10 protein-coding genes are annotated in these 11,683 nt (G+C 73.4%); 5 read left to right on the top strand and 5 right to left on the bottom strand.

Annotation, left to right across the window (positions count from 1 at the left end):
• Window positions 1–127 (bottom strand): 3-hydroxyacyl-CoA dehydrogenase NAD-binding domain-containing protein (locus ACNAYW_RS20980; RefSeq protein ID WP_415851602.1); only part of this gene is annotated, 127 nt, incomplete at its 3' end.
• Window positions 124–882 carry an enoyl-CoA hydratase/isomerase family protein gene (locus ACNAYW_RS20975; RefSeq protein ID WP_415851574.1) on the bottom strand — a complete coding sequence of 253 codons (759 nt, stop codon included), beginning with the start codon at window positions 880–882 and terminating at the stop codon, window positions 124–126. The genes ACNAYW_RS20980 and ACNAYW_RS20975, both read right to left, overlap by 4 nt.
• A gap of 99 nt (window positions 883–981) precedes the next feature.
• Between ACNAYW_RS20975 and ACNAYW_RS20970 the strand changes: the two genes are divergently transcribed.
• The 3 genes from ACNAYW_RS20970 (at window position 982) to paaI (ending at window position 4,152) form a co-directional block, all read left to right on the top strand.
• Entirely contained in the window at window positions 982–1,593 is a 612-nt protein-coding gene (locus ACNAYW_RS20970) for a TetR/AcrR family transcriptional regulator (RefSeq protein ID WP_415851573.1), read from the top strand.
• 88 nt (window positions 1,594–1,681) lie between these two features.
• On the top strand, window positions 1,682–3,733 hold the full coding sequence (paaZ, locus tag ACNAYW_RS20965; protein ID WP_415851572.1) for a phenylacetic acid degradation bifunctional protein PaaZ: 2,052 nt from the start codon (window positions 1,682–1,684) through the stop codon (window positions 3,731–3,733).
• A complete protein-coding gene (gene paaI / locus ACNAYW_RS20960; protein ID WP_415851571.1) occupies window positions 3,733–4,152 on the top strand; it encodes a hydroxyphenylacetyl-CoA thioesterase PaaI in 420 nt (139 codons plus the stop codon). The genes paaZ and paaI overlap by 1 nt, the downstream gene beginning before the upstream one ends.
• A 4-nt stretch (window positions 4,153–4,156) precedes the next feature.
• Here the strand turns inward: paaI and ACNAYW_RS20955 are convergent, their stop codons facing one another.
• On the bottom strand, window positions 4,157–5,185 hold the full coding sequence (locus ACNAYW_RS20955) for an AraC-like ligand-binding domain-containing protein (protein WP_415851570.1): 1,029 nt from the start codon (window positions 5,183–5,185) through the stop codon (window positions 4,157–4,159).
• A 181-nt stretch (window positions 5,186–5,366) separates the two neighbouring features.
• Here ACNAYW_RS20955 and ACNAYW_RS20950 point away from each other — a divergent pair, with 181 nt between their 5' ends.
• A complete protein-coding gene (locus ACNAYW_RS20950) occupies window positions 5,367–6,884 on the top strand; it encodes a GMC family oxidoreductase (RefSeq protein WP_415851569.1) in 1,518 nt (505 codons plus the stop codon).
• Between the two features lie 32 nt (window positions 6,885–6,916).
• Window positions 6,917–8,338: an aldehyde dehydrogenase family protein gene (locus ACNAYW_RS20945; protein WP_415851568.1), complete on the top strand. Its 1,422-nt coding sequence runs from the start codon at window positions 6,917–6,919 to the stop codon at window positions 8,336–8,338.
• Here the strand turns inward: ACNAYW_RS20945 and ACNAYW_RS20940 are convergent.
• Both ACNAYW_RS20940 and ACNAYW_RS20935 read right to left on the bottom strand, forming a co-directional pair.
• Window positions 8,331–9,215 (bottom strand): ABC transporter permease, encoded by an 885-nt coding sequence (locus ACNAYW_RS20940; protein WP_415851567.1) that lies wholly within the window; start codon window positions 9,213–9,215, stop codon window positions 8,331–8,333. The genes ACNAYW_RS20945 and ACNAYW_RS20940 overlap by 8 nt on opposite strands.
• Window positions 9,212–11,665, bottom strand: coding sequence for an alpha/beta fold hydrolase (locus tag ACNAYW_RS20935; protein ID WP_415851566.1), 2,454 nt, complete (start codon window positions 11,663–11,665; stop codon window positions 9,212–9,214). The genes ACNAYW_RS20940 and ACNAYW_RS20935 overlap by 4 nt, the downstream gene beginning before the upstream one ends.
• Between the last annotated feature and the right edge of the window lie 18 nt (window positions 11,666–11,683).

The raw sequence follows: 11,683 nt of genomic DNA, 5'->3' as shown, positions 1-11,683 counted from the left end.
CCGCGGCGGAGCGGTCGCCGCTCTCGGCGATCACGACGGCGGCGCCGAGGGTGGCGAAGACCTGCGCTATGCCCGCGCCCATCCGGCCCCCTCCGACGACGCCCACGGTCGACGGTGCTGTGCTCATCGGCGGTTCCTCTTCTCCAGGAAGGCGGTCATGCGGTCGTGTTTGTCGGCGGTCTCGAACAGGACCGCCTGGGCGATGTCCTCGGTGCGCCCGGTGCCGTCGACGATCGCCTTGGTCAGGCGCAGGGCCAGCGGGGAGGAGGCCGTGATGCGGTCCACGACGCGGTGCGCGGCGGCGACGTGCTCGCCGGCGGGGACGACCTCCATGACGAGGCCGCAGCCCAGTGCGGCCGCGGCGTCGAGCGTGCGGCCCGCGAGCAGGATCTGCTTGGCGACCGAGTGGCCGACCAACGCGGGCAGCCGGTACGTGGCGCCCGCCGCGGCCAGGATCCCGAGCCCGGGCTCCGGGTTCCCGAAGACGGCGGTCTCGGTGGCGATCCGGATGTCGCAGGCGTAGCTGAGCTCCGCGCCGCCGCCGAGCGCGTAGCCGCTCACCGCCGCGACGGTGGGCAGGGGGAGTGCGGCGAAGCGGTCGAACAACGTCCGGTTGATCCCGGCGAGCGCCTGGTCGCGGCCGCGCTCGCGGAGTTCCCCGATGTCGGCGCCGCCGGCGAAGTGCTCGCCGGCGCCGGCCAGCACGACCGGGGCGGGATCGGACTCGATCACGCCGCAGACGGTGTGCAGTTCCGCGATCATCGCCGCGTCGATGGCGTTGCGCGCCGCGGGACGGTCGAGCGTGATCACGTACCGGTCTTCCGTGCGGGCGACGGAGACGGTGCGGAGGCCGGGGACGGCCACCGTCGTGGGGTCGGTCATGGCGTTCCCTCTTCGGTCGGTGCTCCGAAATAATAACCGATCATTCGGTCGGTAACAAGATCTTGATCGAGCCCCGGGTGCGGATGGGAGAATCCAGGGATGGCTGCCACCCCCGTCCGCCGGCGCACCGGTTCTCCCGGTCGTCCCGGCTACGACCTCGACTCGCTCCTCGCGGTCGCCGTGCGCGTGTTCAACGAGCGCGGCTACGACGCCACGAGCATGGACGTCTTGGCGAAGAACCTCGGGCTGACGAAGTCCTCGATCTACCACCACGTCGCGGGCAAGGAGGAACTCCTCGACCTCGCGCTGAACCGCGCGTTGAGCGGACTCTTCGCCGTGACCACGGAGGCCGGCGCGACGACGGGCCGGTCGGTGGACCGACTCGAGTACGTGCTGCGCCGGAGCGTCGAGGTGCTGGTGGCGGAGCTGCCGTACGTGACCCTGCTCCTGCGGGTGCGCGGCAACTCGGACGTCGAGCGCCGGGCGCTGGCGCGGCGCCGCGAGTTCGACGCCGTGATCGCGGACCTGGTCGCGGGCGCCGTCGAGGAGGGCGACGTGCGCGCGGACGCCGATCCGGCCGTCACGAGCAGGCTGCTGTTCGGCATGGTCAACTCGTTGGTCGAGTGGTACCGCCCGCGGTCCGATCATCCGGTGGACGAGGTGACGGACGCGCTCGTGGCGATCGCCTTCGACGGGTTGCGCCGGACCTGATCGGGGATCGGCCGCGCCCTTGACATGCGCGGGCGGTTCGGGCCACCCTTATTACCGACCGAATGTACGGTAATAAGGAGCATGCTTCATGGACAGCAGGATGCTGGAGAGCTACGCGTGCGGCCGGTGGCACCGGGCGACGGACGAGGGGCGGGCGGTGGTCAGCCCCGTCGACGGGGTCGAGGTCGCCCGGGTCTCGTCGACCGGGCTGGACGCCGCCGCGATGGCCCGCTACGCCCGCGAGACCGGCGGCCCCGCGCTCGCCGCGCTGACCTTCCACGAGCGTGCCGCGGCGTTGAAGGCGGTCGGCCTGACGCTCATGGCGGGCAAGGCGGAGTTCTACGCCGAGTCCGCCCGAACCGGTGCCACTGAGCGCGATTCGGCCGTCGATGTCGACGGCGGCTTCGGCACCCTGCTCAGTTACGCGAGCAAGGCCAAGCGCGAGCTCTCCAACGACGTGATCCACCTCGACGGGCCCGTCGAGCAGCTCGGGAAGAAGGGCACGTTCGTCGCGCGTCACGTCCACACCTCGCGCCGCGGCGTCGCCGTGCAGATCAACGCCTACAACTTCCCCGTCTGGGGCTTCCTGGAGAAACTCGCGCCCGCCTTCATCGCCGGCGTGCCGACCATCGTCAAGCCCGCCACCCAGACCGCCTACCTCACCGAGCTGGTCTTCCGCCGGATCATCGAATCGGGCCTGCTCCCCGAGGGGTCCGTCCAGCTGCTGTGCGGCGACCCGGCGCCGCTCCTCGACGCCCTCGGCGGGCAGGACTCCGTCGCCTTCACCGGGTCCGCGCACACCGCGGCGAAGCTGCGCGCGCACCCCGTTCTCGTGGCGAACAGCGTGCACTTCACCGCGGAGGCCGACTCGCTCAACGCCTCCGTCCTGGGCGCCGACGTCACGCCGGACGCCCCCGAATTCGAGCTCTACATCAAGCAGCTCACCACCGAGATGACCGTCAAGGCCGGGCAGAAGTGCACCGCGATCCGTCGCGCGCTCGTACCCGAGTCGATGGTCGACGCGGTCATCGACGCCGCGCGGGCCCGGCTCGACCGGGTGGTCGTCGGTGCGCCGGGCGCCGAGGGCGTCACCATGGGCCCCGTCGTCTCCCTGGCGCAGCGCACCGACGTGCTCGCGGCCGTGGACAAGCTTCGCGGAGCGGCGGACCTGGTGGTCGGCGATCCGGACCATGTCGAGGTGGTCGGCGGGGATCCCGCGACCGGCGCTTACCTGCCGCCGATGCTGTTGCGCAGCACCGATCCCGAGGCGCCCGAGGTCCACGAGATCGAGGCCTTCGGTCCCGTCGCGACCGTGATCGGCTACCGCGACACGGCCCACGCCGTCGAGCTGATCGCCCGGGGCGGCGGCAGCCTCGTCGCCTCCCTCGTGACCGCCGACCCGCAGCTCGCCCGCGAGGTCCTCCTCGGGGTCGCGCCGTACCACGGCCGGCTTCTGGTCCTCAACGCCGAGGACGCTCGGGAATCGACCGGTCACGGCTCGCCGCTGCCCGTGCTGGTGCACGGCGGGCCCGGTCGCGCCGGCGGCGGCGAGGAACTCGGCGGCATCCGCGGGGTGCTGCACCACATGCAGCGCACCGCGATCCAGGGCACGCCGGAGGTGCTGGCCGCGACAACCGGCCAGTGGGTCACCGGCGCGCCGCGCGCGGAGGGCGACGAGCACCCGTTCCGGAAGTCCCTGGCCGAGCTGAGGATCGGCGACACCATCGTGGGCGGACCGCGCACCGTCACCCTCGCGGACATCGGGCACTTCGCGGAGTTCACCGGCGACACCTTCTACGCCCACACCGATCCGGAGGCAGCGGCGGCGAACCCGCTGTTCGGCGGCATCGTCGCGCACGGCTACCTCGTGGTCTCCCTGGCCGCGGGCCTGTTCGTCGATCCCGCGCCGGGCCCCGTCCTGGCGAACTTCGGCGTCGACTCGCTCCGCTTCCTCACCCCGGTCCGCGCGGACGACGCCCTCACGGTGACCCTGACCGCCAAGCAGATCACCCCGCGCAGCGGCGCCGACTACGGCGAGGTCCGCTGGGACGCCGTGGTCACGAACCAGGACGGCGCGCCGGTCGCCACCTACGACGTGCTGACGCTCGTCGCCAAGACCCGGGACGGGGGCGCGGAGTGATGACCGCGGCGGCGCGCGTCGAGGAGTGCGAGCCGGCGCGGTCGATGTTCGCTGCCGACAACGCCTCCCGGGCGCTCGGCATCGAGATCGTCGACCTGCGCCCCGGCACCGCGACCACGACGGTGACGGTGGGGGAGACGATGGTCAACGGTCACGGGATCACCCACGGCGGCTACGTCTTCCTGCTCGCCGACACCACCTTCGCGCTGGCCTGCAATTCGCGGGGCGAGGCCGCTGTCGCCGCGCGGGCGGACGTCCGGTTCCTCCGCGCCACCCGGCTCGGCGACGTGCTCACCGCCACCGCGGTCGAGCGCGAGCGGTTCGGCCGCAACGGCCTCTACGACGTGACGGTGCGCCGCGGCGACGAGGTGATCGCGGAGTTCCGCGGCGACAGCAGGACCATTCCCTCCGGCGCCTGAACGATCAGCCGACGGCGGGGCCGACGTGTCGGGCGCGGTACTCGCCCGGACTCGTCCCCGTCGCCGCCTTGAAGGCCCGAGCGAAACCCGACGGATCCGGGAAGCCCCACTGCGCGCCGATCGCGGCGACCGGTCGCACCGCTTGCGCGGGATCGGCCAGCGCGGTGCTCACCGCGTCGATCCGGCGGCGGCGGATCCACGCGCTCGGCGTCGACCCCCGCTCCGCGAACAGCTGCTGCAGGTAGCGCACCGAGACGTGCTGCGCGGCGGCCACGGCCTCCACGCTGAGCCCGGGAAGGCCCAGCCGCGCGTCGATGTACGCCGTCGCGCCCGCGAAGACCACGTCGGCCGTCGGCACCGCCTCCGCGGGCTCGAGGCGGCGCAGGAGCGTCGCGTCCACCAGTTCGAGGACGGCGTGCACCGCGCGCGGGTCGGGGTCCACCCCGCCCGTCCGCAACTGTCGCCCGAGGCCGGTGAGCAGCGACGAGGCGAGCGCGCCGAGGCCGTGCCGGCCCGAGATCCGCTGCGCCGTCAGCTCGGCGACCTGACGCGGGGTCACACCGAGGCGGTCCCGCGGGATCAGCAGCACGAACATGCTGAAGGCGTCGGCGAAGTCGAGCGAGTACGGCCGGGTGGTGTCGTAGATCGCCAGGTCGCCGGGCGTCAGCGCCGCCTCGCGACCGTCCTGGACGAGCACGCTGTAGCCGTGCAGCTGCACGCCCAGCTTGTACACGCCGGGGTCGGCATCGGCGATGGTGCCGCGATCGCGCCACACGGTGACCGGGCCGCCCGCGACCTCGGTGGCCGCTGCCGCGCCGAGGTCCTGGCTGCGCACCAGCCCGCGGAAGGTGGGCACGGCACCGTCGTGGCCCGAACGGCCCGGCGCGACGAGGGCGGGCGGGGATGCACCGTCGGAACGCGGCGCGGCGCGCAGCGGCACGAACGCGGTGTTCACCGCCTCCTGCCATGCGTCGAACCGGTCCGGCGCCGCCAGGGTGGCGGCGTCGAAGACCTCGACCGCGCCTGAACTCATCGGCTGTCTCCTTCGTGCCCCCTCCATGTCACCACAGATCGAGTCCCGGACGTGACGCGCATCACGTTCTCGCGCCTGGCGCACACCGGCGTGCGGGTCACGCCAATGCCCTGCGCGGGGTGCGGCGGCCAGGCTCGAACTCGAGCGGCGGAACGCGCCGGACGGACGGCAAGGAGCGGGAATGAGCCCACGGGACAGCGATTACGTCATCATCGGAGCCGGATCCGCGGGCAGCGCCCTCGCCCGACGGCTCGTCGACGGTGGGCACACCGTGCACGTCATCGAGGCGGGGGCGGTCGATGCCGATCCGAACATCCACAGCCCGCAGGGATGGCCGGCACTGCTCCAGGGGCCGAACGACTGGGCGGTGATGACCTCCGCGCAGCGGCACGCCGCCGGGCGGTCGCTGTTCTGGCCGCGCGGCAAGGTGCTCGGCGGTTCGAGCTCGCTCAACGGCATGATCTACATCCGCGGCCACCGCGACGACTACGACGCCTGGGAGGCGGCGGGCAACGAGGGCTGGGGATGGGAGACCGTCCTTGAGCTGTTCAAGCGCAGCGAGGACCACGAGGACGGCGCCTCCGCGTGGCACGGCGCTGGCGGCCCCCTCCACGTCTCGGTGCTCCGCGATCGTCACCCCGCCGCGCAGGCCTTCGTCGACGCCGCGATCGCCTTGGGGCACAAGCCCACCGAGGACTTCAACGGCGACCTCATGGAGGGCGTCGGCTTCAATCATGCGACGATCAAGGACGGCCGCCGGCACAGCGCGTGGCAGGCCTTCGTGGCGCCCGTGCTCGATTCGCCGCTGCTCACGGTCACCACCGGAGCGCTCGTCACCCGGATCGTGCTCGACGCCGGGCGAGCCACCGCGGTCGAGTACCTCGTGGACGGCGAGCTCCGCATCGCCCGGGCGACCGCCGAGATCGTGCTGTCCGCCGGGGCCATCGGCTCGCCGAAGATCCTGCAGCTCTCGGGCATCGGCGACCGCGCCGACCTCGAGGCCGCCGGTGTCGAGACCCTCGTCGATCTGCCCGGCGTGGGCAAGAACCTGCACGACCACCTCCTGGTCGGCAACCTGTACGCGACCGCGGGCGCGCTCCCGCCGGGCCGGAACAACCTGCTCGAGGCCCAGCTCTTCGCACACTCCCAGCAGACGGACGACGCGGCGCCCGATCTGCAGCCGTTGTTCCTTCATCTGCCGTACCCGACCGACGGCGGCGACGCCCCCGCCGACGGGTACACGATCGCCCCCGGCCTGGTGGCCCCGCGCTCGCGCGGCACGCTGCGGCTCGCCTCCGCCGATCCGGCGGCCGCGCCGCTCGTGGATCCCAACATCCTCGCCGACGACTACGACGTCGAGGCCCTGGTCGACGCCGTGATCCTGTGCCGCGAGATCGGCGCGCAGGACGCCTTCGCGCCGTTCCGGCCCACCGAGTACGTTCCCGCGTCGGAGCCCGCCGATCGCGACGCGGTGCGCGCGCTCGTCCGGCGGCTCGCGGGCACCTATCACCACCAGGTCGGCACCTGCGCGATGGGCGTCACCGACGACTCCGTCGTCGACCCCGCCCTGCGCGTGCGCGGCGTCCACGGCCTGCGCGTCGCCGACGCCTCGATCATGCCCGTCGTCCCCCGCGGCAACACCAATGCGCCCGCGATCATGGTCGGCGAGAAGGCCGCCGACCTCCTCCTCGGCGCGTGACGCCCACCCCATCCCCGAAACGGAGCACCACCATGACCATTCTCGAAGCCGTCCAACCCGCCACCGGCGGACGCACGATCACCGACCCCGCGACCGACGAGGTCATCGGCCGGGTCGCCGAGCCCGGCGTCGCCGACCTCGACGCGGCGATCGCCGCCGCGCGCTCGGCCCAACCGGCGTGGGCCGCCCTCGGCGACGCCGGTCGTAGCGCCGCCCTGAGCGCGGCCGCCGACGCGATCGAGGCGCACGCCGAGGAACTCGCCGTCCTGCTGTCGCGCGAACAGGGGAAGCCCCTCAACGGTCCCAACGCCCGCTTCGAGCTGGAGGCCTGCGCCACCTGGCTGCGGGCGACCCTGGCGGTGCCGCTCGACCCCGAGGTCGCGGTCGACGACGGCGAGACCTACGCGGAGATCCATCACCGCCCGCTCGGCGTCGTCGGCGCGATCGGGCCCTGGAACTGGCCCATGATGATCTCGATCTGGCAGCTCGCTCCCGCCCTGCGGATGGGGAACACCGTGGTGCTCAAGCCGAGCGAGTTCACTCCGCTGTCGGTGCTCGCCCTCGCGCACGTACTCAACACCGTGCTCCCGGCCGATGTGCTCATCGCGGTTCCCGGTGGCCGCGACGTCGGCGAGGCCCTGTCGACCCACCCCGGCGTCGACAAGCTCATGTTCACCGGCTCCACCGTCACGGGCAAGGCGATCATCCGCGCCTCCGCCGATTCGGTGAAGCGCGTCACGGTGGAGCTGGGCGGCAACGACGCCGGGATCGTGCTCGACGACGCCGACCCGGCCGCCATCGCCGAGGGCCTCTTCTGGGGCGCGTTCATCAACACCGGACAGACCTGCGCCGCGCTCAAGCGCCTGTACGTGCCGGACTCCTTGTACGACGCCGTCTGCGAGGAGCTGACGAGGGTCGCGGCCGCCATGCCGATGGGAGTCGGGCTCGACGAGCAGAACGTGCTCGGCCCACTGCAGAACCGCAAGCAGTACGACATCGTCGCGGGCTTGGTCGACGAGGCCCGCGCGGGCGGCGGCCGGGTACTGATCGGCGGAGATCCGGCGGACGGGCCGGGGAACTTCTACCCGACGACCCTCGTGGCGGACCTGCCCAACGACAACCCGCTGGTCGCGCGGGAGCAGTTCGGGCCGGCGCTGCCGATCGTCCGGTACTCCAGCCTCGACGAGGCGATCGACTGGGCGAACGGCCTCGACGTGGGCCTGGGCGCCTCGGTGTGGACCCCGTCGCCCGAGCGTGCGCGGGATGTGGCGCTGCGTCTCGAGGCGGGGACCGTCTGGATCAACGAGCACGGGGCCATCGACCCGCGCGTGCCCTTCGGCGGCGCGAAGCAGTCCGGCTACGGCGTCGAGTTCGCCCGTGCGGGCCTGCTCGAGTGCGCGCAGCCGGTCGCGATCAAGGGCGCCGCGGGCTCCTTCGCCGCATCGGTCAGCTGACGACGTCCTTGGTGCGGAAGCCGCGGACGGCGAGGGCGACGAAGACCACGGCGATGCTCACCGAGAGCGAGACGCCCTGCGCCATCGCCGCCCACTCGATGCTCGGCTGCAGCAGGTCGGTCCAGGCGTACTGCCAGTGCGCGGGCAGCGCGGCGCGCAGGCCTCCGAGTGCGGTGACCTGATCGAGGACGCTGCCGATCACGGTCAGGCCCACGGCCCCGCCGACCGCCGCGAGCGGCGCGTCGGTGCGGGTCGAGAGCCACAACGCGAGGCCGGCGGTGGCCAGCTCGGAGACGACGATGAAGCCCGCCGCGAGCAGCAGCCGCCACAGCCCCTCGCCGGCGGGGATCGCCGTGTTGGCGGGCGTCTGCAGCGGCCCCCAGCCGTAGGCGAGGGTGCCGGCCACGAGCGCCACGGCGACCAGCAGGGCGACGGAGGCCACCGAGAGGACCAACGCGACGATCGCCTTCGTCGTCAGCAGCCGGGTCCGTGGGACGGGGGCGGCCAGCAGGTACCGCAGCGAGGACCAGTCCGCCTCCGAGGCGACCGCGTCGCCGAAGTACAGCGCCACGGGGATCACCAAGAGGAAGCCCGTGCCCGCGATGAGCACGGTGGCGGTCAGGTTGAGCCCCGACGCGGTCGCGACATCGAACATCGACGGTCGCCCGCTGCCGCGGTCGTCGTCGGTCCCCACCGCGAGCGCGACGATGAGCACGATCGGCAGCGCCGCGAGGAGTGCCGCCATCACCACCGTGCGGCGGCGCCGCAGCTGCCGGGCGAGCTCCACGCGCACCGTCAAGGTGTGCCCGGGCGTGTACCCCGGGGCGGCGCCGTGCGCCGAGTGGCGTTCGGTCCCGGAGTCGTTCGTGGTCGTCATGCCCCGTCTCCCGTCAGCTGGAGGAACGCGTCTTCGAGGGAGCGCGAGCCGCCGCCCTCGCCCGCCTGCACGATCTCGTCGACGGTGCCGGCGGCGATGAGCTGGCCGCGGCGCAGCACCACGACGTGCGTGCAGGTCTGCTCGACCTCGGCCAGCAGGTGGCTCGAGACGATCACGGTGCGGCCGGTTTCGCCGTACCGGACGATCGCGTCGCGCATCTCGCGGATCTGGGACGGATCGAGACCGTTGGTCGGCTCGTCGAGCACCAGCACGTCGGGCAGGCCGAGCATGGCCTGCGCGATCGCGAGCCGCTGCCGCATCCCCTGCGAATACGTCCGCACGGGGCGGTCCAGAGCACTGCCGAGGTCGGCGATCTCGAGCGCCTCCTCCAGGTGCGCCTGGTCCGCGGGGCGGCCGGTGGCACGCCAGTACAGGTCCAGGTTCGAGCGGCCCGACAGGTGCGGCAGGAAGCCCGCGCCCTCGACGAAGGCGCCGACGCGCGAGAGCACCGGCGCGCCGGGCCGGATCGCGTGCCCGAAGACCCGGATCTCGCCCTCGTCGGGCGTGATGAGTCCCATCAGCATCCGCAGCGTCGTCGTCTTGCCCGCCCCGTTCGGCCCGAGCAGGCCCAGGACCTGCCCGCGATCCACGCGGAAGGTCACGTCCCGCACGCTGTAACCGTCGCCACCGGCGTACTTCTTGGACAGCCCGCTCACCTGCAGGGCGACGTCGGCGAGCGCCGGGTCGACGGGGGCCGCGGCCCGCGGTCGGCGCACGAGCAGCAGCGCGGCGCCGATCGCGAGCGCTGCCAGCGGCAGCACCCACACCCAGGTGGGCAGCGGTGCCGGAGCGGTCTTCAGCGCCGGAACCTCCGGCACGGTGAGCGGCCCGGTCGCCGTGATCGTGTACGTCGCCGGCGCCTGCGGGGTGAGGTACGCGAGGTCCGTGGTGGCGAAGGCGACGCGCATCCGGTTCCCCGCGGCGAACTCGTGGTCGATGACGGGCAGCCGGACGGTGACGGTGGCTGAGCCGCCGGTCAGCGGAATGCGGATCGGCGCGGCCAGCTGCTGGGGCAGGAGCTGCGTTCCGCCGGGGCCGGCGTCGTAGAGCTTGGCGAACAGCACCGCCTCGGGCGCGGCCGATTCGACCTTGATCGTCACGGTCGGGCCGCCGGTGACGGTGACGGGCTCGGCGAGCGGCGCGGAGTCGAAGACGGCCGCCTGCGACGGCAGGTCGCGCGAGAACCCGCCCGCTCCCAGTGCCGCCGCCGAGGAGGCGAGCGCGCCGAGGCCGGGCACGCCCGAGATGGACGGGGGCGCGCCGCCCGGCGGGTTCTCCGCGCGCTGCGGCTCGCCCGGCAGGGCGAGCGTGCGGCTGATGCTGCCGCCGAGGCCGGGGTAGGCGTCGGTGCTCGACGCGCGGACGGTGCGCTCGCCGGTCTCGCGGTCGATGCCGCCGGAGCGCGACACCTGGAAGGCCGGGACCGTGGGGGCGTCGACGTTCTTGAGGTACCGGTCGAACCACTCGGCCGTGCGGGCGTTGACGCGCGCGTCCTCGGCGCTGCCCGCGTCGTGTCCGCCCGCGATCCAGTCGACCGCCACGGGGGCGCCGTTGGCCGCGAGGCGCCGCGCGGCCGCGTCGGCGTGCTCGAGCGGGAACAGCGAATCGAGTTCGCCCTGCGCGAGGTAGGTGGGGACGCGGATGTCCGCCCCCACCGACGCCGGGCTGCGCGCGGCGAGAAGGGCGCGGTCGGCATCGGTGAGCGCGCCGCCCTGCGCGACCCGCGTGTACATCTCGCACACGGCGGGTTCGAACCGCGGGCAGCCGCCGCCCATCGTGAACAGGATCCCGGCCCACTGCTTCTTGTAGACCCCGCCGGGGAACAGCGCCTGCTCGAGGTCCCAGTAGGTGATCCGCGGGGCGATGGCGTCGACGCGCTTGTCCCGTCCGGCGAGCAGGAGCGCGAGGGCGCCGCCGTAGCTGCCGCCCGCCACGCCGACGCGGGGGTCCCCGGGCCGGTCCTGCTGCACGTCCGGTCGCGCGGACAGCCAGTCCAGGAGCTTGCCGGCGTCGGCCACCTCGGCGTCGGGGGAGTCGAGCCCGACGAGCCCCGTCGACTTCCCGAACCCGCGCGCCGTGTAGGTCAGCACCGCGTAGCCGCGGCCGGCGAGCTGCTCGGCCTCGGCGCGGACGTCCTCCTTGGAGCCGCCGAAGCCGTGCGCGAGGAGCACCGCGGGCGCGGCGCCGGCACCGTCGGGCCGGAAGAACGAGGTGTCGAGGCGCACCCCCGCCCCGTCGATCGTCTGGTCGGTGCGCTGGACCGACGGTGCGCTCGTCCCACCGAGGCCGCAGGCGGCGAACGCGCCGACGATGATGAGGACGGCGACCAGCGCCGCGCCGGTGACGAGGGGGCGCTTCGCGGCGCCGCGCAGAGCGCGAGGTGGGGGCACCCGACCAGGATATGTGCG

Source organism: Tsukamurella ocularis, from assembly GCF_965138335.1.
Classification (GTDB): Bacteria; Actinomycetota; Actinomycetes; order Mycobacteriales; family Mycobacteriaceae; genus Tsukamurella; species Tsukamurella ocularis_A.
The sequence above is the reverse complement of the archived record's forward strand: the minus strand, read 5'-3'. Positions and strand labels throughout refer to the sequence as shown.

Bases quoted from the DNA above. Each gene is read 5' to 3' on its own strand.
- ACNAYW_RS20975 (WP_415851574.1), bottom strand. From the start codon at position 882: ATGACCGACCCCACGACGGTGGCCGTCCCCGGCCTCCGCACCGTCTCC.
- ACNAYW_RS20970 (WP_415851573.1), top strand. From the start codon at position 982: ATGGCTGCCACCCCCGTCCGCCGGCGCACCGGTTCTCCCGGTCGTCCC.
- paaZ (WP_415851572.1), top strand. From the start codon at position 1,682: ATGGACAGCAGGATGCTGGAGAGCTACGCGTGCGGCCGGTGGCACCGG.
- paaI (WP_415851571.1), top strand. From the start codon at position 3,733: ATGACCGCGGCGGCGCGCGTCGAGGAGTGCGAGCCGGCGCGGTCGATG.
- ACNAYW_RS20955 (WP_415851570.1), bottom strand. From the start codon at position 5,185: ATGAGTTCAGGCGCGGTCGAGGTCTTCGACGCCGCCACCCTGGCGGCG.
- ACNAYW_RS20950 (WP_415851569.1), top strand. From the start codon at position 5,367: ATGAGCCCACGGGACAGCGATTACGTCATCATCGGAGCCGGATCCGCG.
- ACNAYW_RS20945 (WP_415851568.1), top strand. From the start codon at position 6,917: ATGACCATTCTCGAAGCCGTCCAACCCGCCACCGGCGGACGCACGATC.
- ACNAYW_RS20940 (WP_415851567.1), bottom strand. From the start codon at position 9,215: ATGACGACCACGAACGACTCCGGGACCGAACGCCACTCGGCGCACGGC.